Origin of the sequence: Chroococcidiopsis sp. [FACHB-1243], assembly GCF_014696895.1 — a bacterium.
GTDB lineage: Bacteria > Cyanobacteriota > Cyanobacteriia > Cyanobacteriales > Chroococcidiopsidaceae > Chroococcidiopsis.
This window is the reverse complement of record NZ_JACJQX010000013.1, coordinates 114,798-131,238: the sequence shown is the minus strand read 5'-3', so window position 1 is coordinate 131,238 and position 16,441 is coordinate 114,798. Positions and strand designations below refer to the sequence as shown.

The window sequence follows — 16,441 nt, the reverse complement described above, 5'->3', positions numbered from 1 at the left end:
GATCTCTTCCTCCCTGCTCCCTGACAACTGCTTCTGGATAGAAAAAGTGAACGAGTAGGCTCTAACTTCTTAATGAGTAGAAACTCTTACTATGGTGCGATCGCTATTGTTTCTGGAATCGCTATTCTAGTAACTGTAGATAATAAAAGAACGCACTGGATGGGGGTTACGCCGTTGTGACCCAGAGCCATTAGCTGAAGCAGAGCGATGTCAGGCAAATGGACAGTGTAAATATCAGGTCTAAACGGTGTGGAGTTTTTATCGCTTCCTCCACTTCGTTACTACCAAGGGGAGGCGAAACCCTCCATCAGAACGGTCTGAGGTAGTTTACGTTTAGAGTTGGCTTTTATATCTAACTATATGTTAATCATTCAGCCGCTTAGAATGCGATTGTATTCTGAGCGGTTTGATATTATGAATTATACTTTTTATTTGTAGTTACTGTTTGCGTATCTACTTTAGATTATTTTATCTTTATAAAATTAGATATAGCGATTCTCAATTGGATGGGATACATAAGATCTTTAGGGGCGCTTTCTCTGTGCGCCCCTACGAATGTATTTCAAACGATTTATTTACTATTAGTGTTATGCTAGCTACAAAATAAATAGGCTGATAGTTCTATTAGTTTCGAGCATTTTCTAAGGCAAATACTATAATTTATTTAACAAAAGTTGTAAACATTTTTTTAAGTTATAAGAATATTTTATTAAATATTTAAAATATTAGAAGTCTAAGATTAATGTACGAAAAACTAAACTAAAAAATTATAAGCAAAACCACAGCATCTAGAAAAATCGGTCTAAGATATAGGCAGTAAAAACCGATGCTTAAAATTACGGTTTTACTCACTGGCATCTGGTCTTCTCATGCCTAAATTAGAAAAGGAAATACTCAGAGTTACCAACTTTGAGGGAGCGAGAAAGACAAGCACAGCGGAATCAAGGCTGAAAAGCTAAACAGGAGATTTTTATGACTCAGGCAACAGATCGTCCCTCCCAAGTCACTAAAATGGCTACTGCGATCGCGGGAAACGAAATTAGTAATTCTTTAGAAAAAGCGATCGTGCAAGCTTTAGAAGAAGCGCGTGCTGCGTGCCAAACTTCAGGTGACAGTTCTAGCGAATGCGCGGTAGCGTGGGACATTGTGGAAGAATTACAAGCAGAAAGAAGCCATCGTGAAGTTGCTCAACAAAGAAACAGTTTCGATCTCTACTGTATAGAGCATCCAGAATCGCTTGAATGTTTGATTTACGACGTGTAGTCATCTTGAGGCGTTCCGTAGAACGTCTCATTTGGTACTAACTTGTAGCATTATCGATCTGCCCTACTTCCTCCGAAGATAGTTGAATTTGGGCAGATTTGACCGAATCTTCGATACTACTAGCTTTACTCGCACCAGGAATAGGCACTACACAAGGGGATTTTGCCCGCAGCCATGCTAAGACGAGCGCGTAGACAGAGACACCTTTTGCTTTCGCTAATTGCGCGATCGCAGAGATGTCTGGTAAGCTAGCAACGCGACGGCTACCCCCTAAAGGACTCCACGGCAAAAAGGTTAAACCCTCACGTTCGCAATATTCTAATACTCCATCTGCCTCTGGTTGTCGTTGCCAGGGATTATATTGATTTTGAACGGAGACGATATCAACTACGTCGCGAGCGCGTTTAATCTGTTCTACTGAGAAATTAGAAACACCAACATACCGGATCGTTCCTGCTGCAACAGCTTCTTTGGCAGGTGTGAGAGATTTCTCAATTGTATAGTTTGGATCTGGGGCGTGATATTGCCAAAGATCGATCGGTTTTTCTCCCCCGAAAGCCTCAAAACTAATCCGAATCGTCTCCCGCAAGTGGTCTGGATTACCATTGCGCGTCCAACTTCCGCTAGGACGCATCAAACCGCCTTTGGTAGCAACAACTACGTTACTCGCATCACCCTGATATTGTTGCAACGCTTGATGAATTAAACGCTCGTTGTGGTGTTTATCTGACTCGTCTTTGCAATAAGAATCAGCTGTATCAATCAAAGTTACACCTAAATCAAGGGCGCGATGAATAGTCTCAATTGCTTGTGCTTCCGGTGGTCTGCTACTCAAAGACATTGGCATTCCACCTAAACCAATGGCGCTGATAGCGACTCCAGTTTTTCCTAGTTGTTTGGTTTCCATCACTTGAGATTCCGTGACTTGTTCCTCTCGCCCATTCTATCTTGCTGTACAGAAGTTGGCGATCGCGCCAACAGGATGCATTATTGAACACACCCTACTAATAAAGCCAACTCTAACCATTTCCAATAACAATCAACATCTGTAAAACCAATTTCTCTCAACCATTTGAGCTGAGTTTCAACATCTAATAATATGTTTGATGGATCGTCTGGCTCATCTGCAATTCCTATTGCTTGACGAAAGCGATCGTGTAAATTTTGAGTTGGAGAAGCAACGTGTTCTAAGTTGCAAAAAATTCCACCTGACGCTAGTAGAGAAAAGATTTCCTCATACAGAGAACGTTTGCGATCGTGCGTTAAATGATGAATCGCAAAACTAGAAACAACAGCATCAAATTGACCCAAAGATGGCAGAGGCTTATCTAAGTTATGAGCTATTATTTCTACTGTTTCATCTCCAGCAAAACGCTGACGCACTACTTCTAGCATTGTCGGAGAAAAATCGATCGCCACACTTTGAACTTGCGGACGCTCGATTTTTAACAAACCTAGTAAACGACCATCCCCCGTCCCTAAATCGAGAATTCGCTCTACCGTTTTTGGCACTTGTTCTAACAAAACGCCTTCTCCCTCAGTCCGATGGGGAATTTTATCTGCCTTGGCGAGATACGACAAAACGTGGTCAGCATTAGTCCAGAGATTTGTCTGCATTGTAGGAATTGGGAATTAGGGACAGGGGAGATAAGGGGGACAAGGGAGAATAATAACCAACTACCAACTACCAACTACTCATTACCAACTACCATTGAATCCAATTTCACACCGATAATTCAACAGCTGATAGATTATAAACAAATATAAACATTTCTCAGATAGGACAATATTCATGCGTCTAATCCTCATGACTGGTAAAGGAGGAGTTGGGAAAACCTCTGTGGCGGCGGCTACCGGACTGCGCTGCGCCGAACTCGGCTATCGCACGCTGGTTCTCAGCACTGACCCCGCACACTCCCTAGCAGATAGCTTTGACTTAGAATTAGGACACGAACCTCGCCTAGTACGCCAAAATCTCTGGGGTGCAGAATTAGACGCGCTGCTGGAATTAGAAGGAAACTGGGGTGCAGTCAAACGCTATATCACCCAAGTCTTGCAAGCAAGAGGATTAGATGGAGTCCAAGCTGAAGAATTAGCTATTCTACCAGGCATGGATGAAATTTTCGGTCTAGTGCGAATGAAGCGCCACTACGATGAAGGCGAATACGATGTCTTAATTATCGATTCTGCGCCTACGGGTACGGCTTTAAGGTTGCTTAGCTTACCTGAAGTCAGTGGATGGTATATGCGCCGCTTTTACAAGCCATTACAAAAAATGTCTGTAGCGCTTAGACCTTTGGTAGAGCCTTTATTTAAACCTATTGCAGGTTTTTCGCTGCCAGATAAAGAAGTGATGGACGCTCCCTATGAATTTTACGAGCAAATTGAGGCATTGGAAAAAGTTTTAACTGACAACACAAAAACTTCCGTGCGCCTAGTTACTAATCCTGAAAAAATGGTGATTAAAGAGTCTCTTCGCGCTCATGCCTATCTCAGTTTATATAATGTTTCTACAGATTTAGTCGTTGCCAACCGAATCATTCCCGAACAAGTAACCGATCCTTTCTTCCAAAAGTGGAAAGAAAATCAACAGCAATATCGTCAGGAAATTCACGAAAATTTTCGTCCTTTGCCCGTGAAGGAAGTGCCGCTCTATTCTGAAGAAATGTGTGGTTTAGCAGCTTTAGAAAGATTGAAAGAGACATTATATCAAGAAGAAGATCCCGCTCAAGTTTATTACAAAGAAACTACGCTCAAAGTCGTACAAGAACACAATCAATACAGTTTAGAACTGTATTTACCTGGGATTCCCAAAGATAAAATTCAGTTGAGTAAAACAGGGGATGAATTGAACATTACCATCGGCAATCATCGGCGTAATTTGGTTTTACCACAAGCTTTAGCTGCATTACAACCATCTGGAGCCAAGATGGATGCGGATTATCTGAAGATTCGTTTTGCCGATATTGCTAAGGTTTAATTTAGTAGGGTGCGTTAACAACGCACCCTACTAATTCCTAATCTGTACGGGCATAATCAAATAAGTCATTTGCAACCCACCAATCGGAGTCAAAACCACTGGAGTGACTGCAGTATTGAGATGCATTTCGATTTCCCCTGAAGGTAATGCTTTGACTCCATCCATTAAATAAGCAATATTAAAAGCGATATCAAGATTGCCCCCACCAGAGATTTCAGCAGGTAGAAATTCTTTTCCGCTACCTACATCTTGCGCGTCAACTGATAAGGCTAATTCTTGTTTGTCGGTATCAATATGAAACTTGACAATATTATTTTTCTGGTCGGCAATAATCGCAATTCGTTCTAATGCACCCAGTAATTGTTTTCTATCGATCGCAATTTGGCGCTCGAATTGACGTGGAATTAACTGACGATAGGCGGGATACTGACCTTCTAGGGTGCGACACGTCAGTCGCTGCTCCGACCATTCAAACACGATTTGACCGCGATCGCAATTTAAGGCAATTGGTTCGCTGGCTTGTAACTTACCCAACATCCGTTCCAATTCTCGAAACGCTTTAGCAGGTACGGTGACTTCAAGCTGTCTAGACGCTTCGCTATCTGAAGTATCATTTGCAGTTTGCACGACTGCCAAGCGATGACCGTCTGTTGCTGCAAATTCTAGCGTATCTTGCTGGACAGTCAAATGCAGCCCCTTCAAAATCTGCTTGCTTTCATCCGCACTCGTCGCAAACAGCGAGCCTTTTAAACCCTCCAGCAAAGCCTCTGCTTGCAAATGCACGAATTCACCCTTTTCTAACACGGGTAATTCAGGAAATTCTTCCACCCCCATACCGCGAATTTGGTAGCGTCCATGCTGAGAGGCGATCGCAGCAATAAATGGAACTTCTCCTTCCTCTTCTTCCAGCGTAATTTCTCCTTCTGGAAGCCTTGCCACAATATCATTTAACAACTTAGCAGGCAAAGTCATCGCACCGCTTACAGTCACTGTAGCAGCAAACGTAGTGCGAATTCCCAGTTCGAGATCGAAAGCCGTTAAGCTTACCTGCTGCGTATCTGCGTCAGCTTGCAGCAATACGTTAGCCAAAACCGGATGAGTCGGACGCGAGGGGACGGCGCGACTGACAAGAGAAAGGTTTGTACTAAGGTCGTTTTGAGTACAGACGAGTTTCATGGACGGCTAACAGATGGCACTGGGCTAGGACAGATTTGCTCCAGAATAGACATAGTATCACTCTTGTCAAGGTTGTTGTAAGGATGAACCAATAAACTTCTGTGCGAATAGATCCGACTTAAAGATATATTTTTTTATTAGTAGTAGTAGGTGCTGTGGAAACTGTGAAAAAAAATGGCTCTTGCTGTTACTGTGGCGATCCTAGAGATTAAGACTTGTGGAAAACTTGTGGAAAAAAGCCTTAAGTTTTCCACAGGGTATTTATACTTACTGTAAATTTTCCACGTAAAATCAATAGTTTTCCACAAATTGTCCCCGGGTTTTCCACAGAAAACCCTAAGTTTTCCACAGGCAGAACTGGATCTTAATTTTTATTTATACTCGCTTTAAGCTTGAGCTGTGGAGAGCGATCGCGATCGCCAACTCAATAAGCTAAAGCTCAAATAAACCAATTTCAGCTTACTGACTGTAAAGTTAGTACTTTTGATTTTACTATGCTTGATGATAATATATTAGGCTTTCCAAATTCATCCGTTCTATTTGAATTTAGTTCAAATCGTACTGGGATTAGAGCTGTAAAATCGTCTATAGTGAAATATCTCACCTCTGTTTAAGTTTGCCCGTGCAAAGCTTCCTACCGATCGCCTACTTTCAAAATCAATTTGTTCCGTTTGGCGAGGCTAAGATCTCCATTGCCACCCATGCCTTACACTACGGAACGGGAGCATTAGGTGGTTTACGCGGAATTCCCCACCCGCAGGATTCTCAGCGAATTTTGCTATTTCGGCTCGATCTCCATTGCCAGAGATTGAGTCATAGTGCTAGATTTCTGCATTACGATTTACCACCAGATAAAATTCAAAGCGTCATCGTTGAATTTGTTAAACGCAATCAGCCCACAGCATCTTTCTACATTCGTCCTTTTGTTTACACCTCTGGCTTAGGAATCGCACCGCGATTGCATTCGATCGAAAAAGATTTTTTTGTTTACGGATTAGAGTTACAAGACTATTTATCTGCTGAAGGTGTTAGCTGTCGCATCAGCTCTTGGTATCGACAAGAAGATCGCAGTATGCCACTACGGGGTAAAATAAGTGCTGCTTACATCACTTCTGCTTTAGCAAAAACAGAAGCAGTTGAATCGGGTTTTGATGAGGCAATTTTATTGAATTCTCAAGGCAAAGTCAGCGAAGCTTCGGGAATGAATATATTCATTGTCAGAAACGAAAGACTGATTACTCCAGGTTTCGACCAAGATATTTTAGAAGGAATTACTAGAGATAGTGTTATTAAAATCGCAAGTGACTTAGGAATTGAAACAATAGAAAGACCAGTCGATCGAACCGAACTTTTGATTGCCGATGAAGTTTTCTTATGCGGTACAGCAGCTAAGATTGTTCCTGTAAAAAGATTAGAAAATTATCAATTATCGCCACAAAATCAGATTACACAAAAATTACAAGAAAAACTGATTGCTATTACCGAAGGTAGAGAACCAAAATATCAAGATTGGGTATATTCGATCGCAATTAGTTAAATAAAGAGTAGTGAGATCGTGAGTTTAACAGAAGATATTCTGACTCAACTACCAGGCGATGTTTTGAGTGGCTTGCGACAAGCCGATCGCTTGCTCGCGTCGATGAGAACGGATACGACAGCCGTACCGACAGTCGTAACTCAAAGCGAAACTCTTTTGGAAACCGTTGACTGGGATGTTGCGATCTGCGGTGGTACGCTGGGAATTTTAATTGGCAGCGCTTTGGTACAGCGGGGATGGCGAGTCGCTTTGCTCGAACGCGGAATTTTACGGGGTAGACAGCAAGAGTGGAATATTTCTCGCCAAGAACTGGCAGTTTTTTTACGGCTGAATTTATTAACTGAAGCGGAATTAGAACAAGCGATCGCTACTGAGTATAATCCTGCCCGCGTTAGCTTTCACAACAGCGGCGAAATCTGGGTTAAAGACGTACTCAATCTGGGTGTAGATCCAATTTATTTGCTAGAAACCTTAAAGCAAAAATTTCTAGCCGCTGGTGGCGTGTTATTAGAAAATACTCCCTTTGTGAGTGCGATCGTTCATCCTAATGGCGTGCTTGTGGAAACGGGAGCAGGGAGCGCTTCTGTGCAGGGAGCAGGAGAGAAGAAAGCTGAGGAGCAATTACCAATTACCAATTACCAATTACCAATTACCAACAACCAATTACCAATCACAACTCGCCTCCTCATCGATGCAATGGGACACTTATCCCCAATCACAAAACAAGCACGTCAGGGACAAAAACCCGATAGTATTTGTTTGGTTGTTGGGAGCTGTGCTCAAGGGTTTCCTCAGAACCAAACTGGCGATTTAATTGCCACGTTTACGCCGATTCAAAATCGCTGTCAGTATTTCTGGGAGGCTTTTCCAGCTAGAGATGGTAGGACGACGTATTTATTTACCTACATGGATGCTAGTCCAGACCATTTGGGTTTAGAAGCACTATTTGAAGAATATTTGCGATTGCTACCACAGTATCAGGCTGTAGATTTAGAGAAGCTTCATTTTCAACGAGCCTTATTTGGCTTTTTTCCCGCCTATCGCCAAAGTCCTTTACGCACTCCTTGGAATCGGATTCTACCAGTGGGAGATAGTAGCGGTAATCAGTCACCATTAAGTTTTGGCGGTTTTGGAGCAATGGTACGCCATTTAGAACGTCTAACGCTTGGCATTCATGCAGCACTTTCTAGCGAGCAGTTATCTGCATCGTCACTGTCATTATTAGCTCCTTATCAACCAAACCTCAGCGTTACGTGGTTGTTTCAAAAAGCAATGCGGGCAGATGTTGGGGGAAATATACCACCCGATCGCATTAATCGGTTGCTAGCAGTTGTATTTCTCACCATGCAACAGTTGGGCGATCGCGTCCTCAAACCGTTTCTACAAGACGTAGTACAGTTTTTACCCCTGACACAAACTTTGTTCAAAACTGCGATCGCTCATCCTTTGTTAATCGCCCAAATTATCCCTCACGTTGGCTTAGGGGCTTTAATAAATTGGGCGATCCATTACACTAACCTCGGAATTTATTCAGTTCTCAACAAATTCAGTCCCATTATCCAACCTTGGCTAAAAAACCTACCCGCACCACAGCAGTACCAATACCACCGCTGGATTGACGCTTGGCGTTACGGCTCTGGCGCAGATTAGCGTGTTGTCGATTGTTAATAGTTAATCGGATCGATCGCCAATATTAACAATTAACCATTAGCCATTAACCATTAACATAATCAGGCATCTGCCACAGACGCAAAACTGGTTCGATCGCTTCTCCAATGCGATCGGCAACGTAGCGTACTGTTTGTGCTTCTTTGTTGGTGAAGTGTCGCGGATGCAGGCTACCAATGTGAAATACACCAACAACTCGATTGCTAGCAAATAGAGGAACGCCTAGCATAGAATGCAGTCCCTTTTGTCGCAGTACGGGACTGTAGACTTCTATTGTCGATAGATCGTCAACAATTGTTAACTCCGGTTGAGCTGCAATTTTACCCGCGAACCCCTGTCCGACTGGAATTCTGACTCCAGTTTCGATTTCTTCTTCCAAACCCAAAGTAGCATGAACTGCTAGTTGTTCTCCGTTTTCTGTTTGTAATAAGACTGCGACAGTATCGACTTCTAGGATGTGGCGAATGCATTCCAAGGTTGCTTGGAGTAAATTTTCTAGCGGTCTATGGGCAAGTTCGTTTTTGCTCGCAGCGCGATCGCGGGATGGATTTGTTGAAACGCGATCGCCCTGAGCGACCGGGTTGTATTCGTGTTGGTGAGTCACTTTTTCTTGAATTTGCAGGCGGTTGGCAATTGCTTTAGCTGGTACGCCCACGGCAACCGAGTAAGGGGGGAGATCTTTGGTTACAACCGCGCCAGCACCGATGACGCTACCCTTGCCGATTGTGACCCCATCTAGAACTTTCACGCCATAACCCAACCAGCAATCGTCGCCAATTTCAATTCCCTTTTTCGTCACTCCTTGATCGCGAATCCTCTGTAAGGGGTCTGCAAAAATATGATTGTTAGCCACTATGCCACTGTGAGCAGCAATCATGCAGTCCTTGCCAATTCTGACATTCCCTGGACCAGCGATACAGGAGTAGGGACCGACGAACGTGCCATCACCAATTTCAATCGTGCAGTTATCTCCCGCACAAGTAATATCAACGCCTCGATCTATAGCAACGCGATCGCCCAGCAAAATTTGACAATTATCATTCCAAGCGTTCAGCTTGACGTTGCCAAATAAATAAACTTCGTCGCCAAGCTCGATCTTTTCAGCACTGAGAAACTCTACTCCCTCTTGAATAAAAACTTTTTTACCCATGTGCCGCAAGATCAGCGGGTAGAATTTTCGGCGTGCAGCCGTACCCATAGCGAGCTTAGGCAAGGAGCCTACTATAGTGGTAATTATTAGCTCTCTTAAGCGTATCAACTTCCTTCGGGAACTTTGTTGATTCATAGAGAAACCCCAAATCGACCTGGATTTTAGAAATAAAATGTTAAATACATTGATATCGATTAGTTAATTTATGGTAAAATTAACAACCTTGTGCTTTTGCTTTACTTTTGCCTTGGATTACTGAAAAACCCGACTTTGCTTTAGTCGAACTATAAGGTTCTATATATTAGCTAATTTGTCTATTTATTTTATATTGGTAACAATTGTACATATTACTGTCACTCTAATATTTTTTTTATTTTAGCAAGACTTTTAAAAGCTGCGAAACTGCTTGCTCGTGATTCTTCTTGCCTTTTTAGCTGTTAGCGATCGCGGCAACTGAGCGAGAGTCAGATATGCATCAAGCTAACTATTACTTTAGGAATACATTAATAATTACAACTGCGTTTTTTCTAATTCGCGATTAGGGTATTAATGCTTATTGTTTCTTAATAGTAGGTTTATCGTTCTTATTTTAAATATAACTTGAGAAAAACAACATTCACGAACGAGTGCAGCCATAGCTCGGATGATGATACTTATAGAATAATCTTTATAATTTTGTTGAAAACTACTTCTTTAGAAAGGTTTCTATAAATTAGATATCTGATAATCAAATGAAGAAATGAAAGTGATAGCGGGAAGGACAACAGAGAGTTTCAAATCTATTTTTAATAATCGCAAGTTGTTTTGGTTGCCGAGCGCCGATTGCTGATACCTGAGAAGAGCGAATTTTGAGCGAAGATGTATTGCTCAGGCTGTCAATCTATTCGCCAAGCCCATCCATACGGTCTCTGTTCCCTGCTCCCTGCTCCCTGCTCCCTGCTCCCTGCTCTTGGTAGTAAAGTTTATACCAGTCAACAAAGCGTTGAATCCCTTCTGATAAAGGCGTAGTAGGTTTGAATCCAACATCGTGAATTAAATCGTCTACATCGGCGTAAGTGCAAGGAACGTCACCGGGTTGCATAGGTAACATTTGCGTGCGAGCTGTTTTTCCCAAAGCGGTCTCAATTGTCTGAATAAACTCATTCAGTTCTACCGGACTATTATTACCAATGTTGTAAATTTTATATGGAGCTTGGTTTTCAGGTATTGTACTACTGCCGTTTGGTTGAGAATACAGTTGAGGTGGACGCTGCATAACTCGCAATACGCCTTCTACGACATCATCAATATAGGTGAAGTCGCGTTTCATCTTGCCATAGTTGTAGACTTCAATTGATTTGCCTGCTTCAATCGCCTGGACAAATTTAAAATAAGCCATATCCGGTCTTCCCCAAGGACCGTAAACGGTAAAAAAACGCAATCCGGTAGTAGGTAAATTGTAGAGATGGCTGTAGACGTGGGCGATCAGTTCGTTGGCTTTCTTGGTAGCAGCGTAGAGGGACACGGGACGATCGACGCGATCGCTAACTGAGAAAGGTATTTTGGTATTTGCACCGTAAACAGAACTGGAAGATGCAAAAACTAAGTGTTTGACCTGACTGTGACGACAGCCTTCCAGCAGGTTAACAAACCCGGAAAGATTACTATCAGAGTAGGCAAAGGGATTTTGTAGGGAATAACGAACCCCTGCTTGGGCTGCTAAATTGACGACATAATCGAATTTATTGTATTGAAACAATTCTAAAAGGCGATCGCGTTCTGCTAAGTCCAATTTTTGAAATGCAAACCCCGGATGTGGCTGAAGTTGCGCTAAGCGGTCGTGCTTGAGTTTGACATCGTAGTAGTTGTTGAGGTTGTCTATGCCATAGACTCCTATCCCCTCTTGAAGCAACCGTTGTGCTAAGTGATAACCGATAAATCCGGCAACTCCAGTCACTAATACGTGCATGTTTTCATATCCTTCGCTAGCATTATGGATGAGTCAGGTTACAAATGATACTTAAATATTTTTGCTACCAGTGACCAGATGAATCTAAATCCAAATAACAGTTGAACCGTTTTATTTAAGGTTGGAGTAAAACCATTTCTCATCATATAGGAGCGATCGCGCCTCACGGTTCGGATTTGGCATAATCTCTTTCTTAGACGCATTAATTCTTTACAAGTACCTGCTTTAACTGTAGTGAGTCTTGTTAGTTTACTCCTTAGAGATTCTGGAATATTCCTTCTTGTTTATATATTTGTCAAGCCCCTTCTGGAGGGATTTTAGCTTTTTGAGGTGGTAATCTGACAAAAAAGTCCTGTTTAGCAGTTATTATGTAAACTAATGCCAAATATTAAGAACTATTAAATTGTTTTAGGACTATCATAAGTTTCGATTAATGCAAGGAAAACGGAGCGAGGGTAGAGCCTCTCCCAAGGTTAAATCAAATTTCTCGCCTGCCAGAGGGTTCTTTTGGGCAGCACGTACCCGTATTCTCTTATGGTATCTGCTGACAATCGGGTTCATTTTTGTGGTTTCCATCCCTGCGTTTCGCCAAGTGCTTTACGAGCGCGTCAACCAGCGTGTCAATCGGGAACTGACGGAGAAGATGGAAATATTTACTCAATTAATTGATGCAGAAACCGAAGCAGGCGATCGCGAAGATGAAGAAGTGACGGCTGCTGTCAATTTGCTCAAACAAGCAGACATACGTTTGACAAAACCTCCAGCGACAGAGGATGAGTTAGAAGAATTTTTCGATGCTTTTCTCGGTCGCCAGCTACCGGAGGACGACACCTTCTTGATCGCGATCGTGGATGGAGAATTTCGTAAATCTAGTCCGAGAGCTAGACCTAAAGTACTCGCTCCCGATTCTAAGTTAATTCAATACTGGGGAAAACTGACTCAATCAGAACAAGGTGAGAAGGACTTTTCTACAGAACCAAACATTGATAGCGTTCTTTACACAGCTAAACCTATTTGGATTGACGGCAAAATTGCAGGTGTATTTGTGGTGGCTCATACTACCGCTGGCGAACGAGCTGAAGTTTTAGAAGCCGTATTAGCAATTGTTCAAGTCAGTGCTGTAGTATTACTTCTAGCTTTGCTAATAGCTTGGGTTGCTTCTCGGGGGGTTTTGGCTCCTCTGCGCCTCCTACTCCAAACAACTCATCAGATTAGCGAATCCGATCTCAATCAACGCATTTCTGTAGAAGGAAAGGGAGAACTGGCGGAGTTAGCAACTACCTTTAATGAAATGATGGATAGATTGCAAGCCGCTTTTACTAGCCAGCAAGAGTTTATCAATGATGCGGGACACGAACTGCGAACGCCGATTGCGATCGTCCGCGGACATTTAGAATTAATGGGTGACAACCCCGAAGAAATACGGGAAACTCTAGCGCTAGTGTTAGATGAGCTAGATCGCATGAGCCGATTTGTCAATGACATGATTTTACTAGCAAAAGCGGAACGCCCGGACTTTTTACGCTGGGAAACTGTCGAGCTTCAATCTTTTACAGAGGAATTATTTGCTAAAGCACAAGCACTAGCCCAGCGTAACTGGCAATTCGACAGTACAGCTCAAGGTCAGACGATCGCCGATCGTCAGCGTTTGACTCAGGCAGTGATGAACTTGATCCAAAATGCTATCCAACACACAAAAGAGAATGACATAATTGGTATTGGCTCGGCAATTAGTAAAAGTAGAATTAGTTTTTGGGTACGTGACACGGGAGAAGGGATCGCACTTATAGATCAAAAAAGGATTTTTGAACGCTTTGCTCGTGCTGCTAATAGTCGCCGCCGATCTGAAGGCGCTGGGTTGGGATTATCGATCGTCCAAGCAATTGTAGAGGCACATGGTGGACGAATCTTACTCAAAAGTGATATTGGTGCTGGTGCTAGATTTACGATTGTCATACCTCTGAAGCGATCGCCAGAGAAAAAAGTTATGTCGAACGAGTTGATTGACGATTAAATCAAAGTTGAAAGGCGATCGACAAGTTCAGAGATGAAAAGTTTCTCATTCACGTTTCATCATCATCTCATCTTGAGCTGCCAAAATAATAAGTAAAAGAATAATAACTGACCTCATGTGCGACTTTTTTCTTAGCCACGCTAGTTCGCGAGAGCGGGGGACACCCACGTACGCGACTGGCTCTCTTTTTTAATAGCAATTCTCGATTGTGTGCGTGACATTTGTAGGGGCGCACAGCTGTGCGCCCCTACAGATCGTGTGTTTTACCCAATCGAAAACCGCTATAAGACGGTTGGGGGATCGAAAAAAACAGTTACTTCATCAGAAGATCCTTCCTAGCTCCCCTTTGGCAAGGGGGAGAACACAAGAAAGTTGCACCGAAGCGTTAACTGAGAGTTCGCTAAATTGTTCGATCGCCGTTCCCAGGAAATAGTATTAAGAAAACAAAAGACAGAAAATTGAAATATTTATCTTTTATCGCATTTATTTTGAGTCTGTTATTATCTGTATAGCTATTTCTATCATTCTACAATCATGAGGAGTGTTAAGTTGTAGCAGTAGGGCGATCGCTAGCTAAGATTTGCAAGGATTTCCATGCAAAATTAGCGAAACTGTTCTCCTCAGTATTTATTTTGTTCATTTACCACTTTTTAGTAGCTATACCAAAAGGTTATGAACCAAATTTTGATTGTGGAAGACGAAGCTCGTCTAGCTGCTTTTGTTGAGAAAGGACTTGGCAAAAGCGGTTTCAATACTTTAGTAGCAACTGATGGAGAACAGGCGATTGAATTGGCTCAAACTAGTCAACCCGATCTATTGTTACTCGACCTTGGTTTACCAATTAAAAATGGTTGGCAGGTCATGCAAGAATTACGTAGCAAGGGAGAAGTGCTACCAATTGTCATTATGACTGCTCGTGACGATAATCAATGTAAGGCAGCTGCTTTGCAAGCTGGTGCAAATGATTACATTACTAAGCCTTTCCTCTTCAAAGACTTATTAGGATGTATACAGGCACAGTTAGAAATCGCTTGTAAACCAACAATACTCAAATAACATTTTTAGCATTTGTAGGGGCGCACAGATGTGCACCCCTTGCACTACATGAGATCCCCCCAACCCCCCTTGATAAGGAGGGCTAGGGGGGACTTTTTTGTCGTAGTCAAAGAGTAAATTGGTATGAGATGTTTTCTTAATGGCTTTGTAGAGATGAGTTGCCTCTCTACAATTATGTATGCAAACGCATGAGGTGGAGTTAAAGGGAGAATTATGGCGAAAATAAGAGATTTCTCATGAGAAGTCTCTCATTAAACATTCATGGTCAATTCATGACTGACTGCAAAGATATATGTAGATGAAAAATAAATCGTTAGTGACGAACTGCGATCGCCAGTCAATTTTTCACAACCAACCACACAAAAAGGATATCAGTCATGCGACTGCTGGTTTATTCCCACGACGCATTTGGACTTGGCAATATTCGCAGAATGTTAGCAATTTGCGAACACCTATTGAGCGAAATTCCTGACCTTTCAATTTTATTACTTTCTGGTTCGCCCATGCTTCAAGGCTTTCGATTGCCAAAAGGACTTGATTATATTAAGTTACCTTGTCTAAATCGCGGTGAAACTGGTGAAATTGCTGTGAAATATTTAGGGATGGGTGTGGAAGAGACGGTTAAGCTGCGTTCGGAACTGATTTTGTCAGCAACGATTATTTTTCAACCAGATATCTTTTTAGTAGATAAGAAACCCTATGGACTAAAAAATGAGTTGCGGGGTACTCTCAACTATTTGCAAACAACACTACCACAAACAAAGTTAGTACTGTTATTAAGAGATATTCTTGACTGTCCAGAAAAAACAATCGCGGAGTGGCAGAAAAACGATTTTTATACAGGAATTGACAAGTTTTACCATCAAGTACAAATAGTTGGAACGCCAGAAGTTTTTGACACGGTACGAGAATACAAATTTCCACCTACTATTGCTGAAAAAGTACGCTACTGCGGCTATCTGCACCGTCAACCGGGACAAAAGAGTCGAACCAGCATTCGACAAGAATTACAAGTTTCGCAGCAAGAACGCTTAATTCTAGTGACCCCTGGAGGTGGAGAGGATGGCTATGAGTTAGTAGATACTTATTTGTCAGCCTTAGCTCTATTACCAGCAAAGTATCGCATTAAAAGTTTGGTAATTTGCGGTCCTGAAATGCCTAAAGCGCAAAAGCAACTCGTCGAACGAGCAGCAGAAAACAACTCTCAAGTTCGAGTTGGAGAATTTACAGATGATTTAATGAGCTATATAAATGCCGCAGATGTTGTGGTATCTATGGCTGGATACAATACTGTTTGTGAAATTTTATCGGCAAGAAAAAAATCTGTCATTATTCCGCGTAGTAAGCCGTCTCGAGAACAATCAATTAGAGCCGAGAGGATGGCAAGCTTAGGATTAATTAAGACACTCATACCTGGTAAGGAAGATTTTAGCTCCATCACTTTAATGGATCTACTTCTAAGTCAGTTAGAAGGACAACAAAAGCTAGACTTTAACTTAGACATGAATGGTTTAGTTCGAGTGAAAGATTATTTACTTCAACTCATGTCGCAAAAAGTCTGCGAACATCAACTGAACCAAATTTATCAAAAATATACTTCTTTACCCGCTTTAGCGAGCGATCGCTCAGCAGTCTAGATAGTTTTTATT

The 16,441-nt window shown here is 42.2% G+C and carries 12 protein-coding genes; 7 read left to right on the top strand and 5 right to left on the bottom strand.

Annotated elements, in window-relative coordinates; all coding sequences use genetic code 11:
• The first annotated feature begins 972 nt into the window (after positions 1 to 972).
• Entirely contained in the window at positions 973 to 1,263 is a 291-nt protein-coding gene (locus tag H6G17_RS12110) for a Calvin cycle protein CP12 (protein ID WP_199316669.1), read from the top strand.
• 37 nt (positions 1,264 to 1,300) lie between these two features.
• On the opposite strand, the gene H6G17_RS12105 is transcribed toward H6G17_RS12110, so the two are convergent.
• Positions 1,301 to 2,170: an aldo/keto reductase gene (locus tag H6G17_RS12105; protein WP_192157380.1), complete on the bottom strand. Its 870-nt coding sequence runs from the start codon at positions 2,168 to 2,170 to the stop codon at positions 1,301 to 1,303.
• 80 nt (positions 2,171 to 2,250) lie between these two features.
• On the bottom strand, positions 2,251 to 2,880 hold the full coding sequence (locus tag H6G17_RS12100; protein ID WP_192157378.1) for a class I SAM-dependent methyltransferase: 630 nt from the start codon (positions 2,878 to 2,880) through the stop codon (positions 2,251 to 2,253).
• Positions 2,881 to 3,055: 175 nt separating this feature from the next.
• On the opposite strand from H6G17_RS12100, the gene H6G17_RS12095 reads away from it, so the two are divergent.
• The gene (locus H6G17_RS12095; protein ID WP_192157376.1) at positions 3,056 to 4,243 is read left to right on the top strand and encodes a TRC40/GET3/ArsA family transport-energizing ATPase; all 1,188 of its coding nucleotides are present in this window, start codon (positions 3,056 to 3,058) and stop codon (positions 4,241 to 4,243) included.
• 30 nt (positions 4,244 to 4,273) lie between these two features.
• On the opposite strand, the gene dnaN is transcribed toward H6G17_RS12095, so the two are convergent.
• Positions 4,274 to 5,419, bottom strand: coding sequence for a DNA polymerase III subunit beta (gene dnaN / locus H6G17_RS12090; protein ID WP_192157374.1), 1,146 nt, complete (start codon positions 5,417 to 5,419; stop codon positions 4,274 to 4,276).
• A gap of 622 nt (positions 5,420 to 6,041) precedes the next feature.
• Here dnaN and H6G17_RS12085 point away from each other — a divergent pair.
• Positions 6,042 to 6,956 (top strand): branched-chain amino acid transaminase, encoded by a 915-nt coding sequence (locus H6G17_RS12085; RefSeq protein WP_192157372.1) that lies wholly within the window; start codon positions 6,042 to 6,044, stop codon positions 6,954 to 6,956.
• Between the two features lie 18 nt (positions 6,957 to 6,974).
• On the top strand, positions 6,975 to 8,606 hold the full coding sequence (locus H6G17_RS12080; RefSeq protein ID WP_192157370.1) for an FAD-binding oxidoreductase: 1,632 nt from the start codon (positions 6,975 to 6,977) through the stop codon (positions 8,604 to 8,606).
• A gap of 64 nt (positions 8,607 to 8,670) precedes the next feature.
• On the opposite strand, the gene H6G17_RS34055 is transcribed toward H6G17_RS12080, so the two are convergent.
• Both H6G17_RS34055 and H6G17_RS12070 read right to left on the bottom strand, forming a co-directional pair.
• Positions 8,671 to 9,837 carry a GAF domain-containing protein gene (locus tag H6G17_RS34055; protein ID WP_199316667.1) on the bottom strand — a complete coding sequence of 389 codons (1,167 nt, stop codon included), beginning with the start codon at positions 9,835 to 9,837 and terminating at the stop codon, positions 8,671 to 8,673.
• An 817-nt stretch (positions 9,838 to 10,654) separates the two neighbouring features.
• Positions 10,655 to 11,722, bottom strand: a complete 1,068-nt coding sequence (locus H6G17_RS12070; protein WP_192157366.1) for an NAD-dependent epimerase — start codon at positions 11,720 to 11,722, stop codon at positions 10,655 to 10,657.
• 433 nt (positions 11,723 to 12,155) lie between these two features.
• On the opposite strand from H6G17_RS12070, the gene H6G17_RS12065 reads away from it, so the two are divergent.
• The 3 genes from H6G17_RS12065 (at position 12,156) to H6G17_RS12055 (ending at position 16,429) form a co-directional block, all read left to right on the top strand.
• On the top strand, positions 12,156 to 13,736 hold the full coding sequence (locus H6G17_RS12065; protein WP_192157365.1) for a HAMP domain-containing sensor histidine kinase: 1,581 nt from the start codon (positions 12,156 to 12,158) through the stop codon (positions 13,734 to 13,736).
• Between the two features lie 672 nt (positions 13,737 to 14,408).
• Positions 14,409 to 14,792: a response regulator transcription factor gene (locus H6G17_RS12060; RefSeq protein ID WP_192157363.1), complete on the top strand. Its 384-nt coding sequence runs from the start codon at positions 14,409 to 14,411 to the stop codon at positions 14,790 to 14,792.
• Between the two features lie 377 nt (positions 14,793 to 15,169).
• Positions 15,170 to 16,429 carry a glycosyltransferase gene (locus H6G17_RS12055; RefSeq protein ID WP_192157361.1) on the top strand — a complete coding sequence of 420 codons (1,260 nt, stop codon included), beginning with the start codon at positions 15,170 to 15,172 and terminating at the stop codon, positions 16,427 to 16,429.
• Positions 16,430 to 16,441 lie beyond the last annotated feature (12 nt).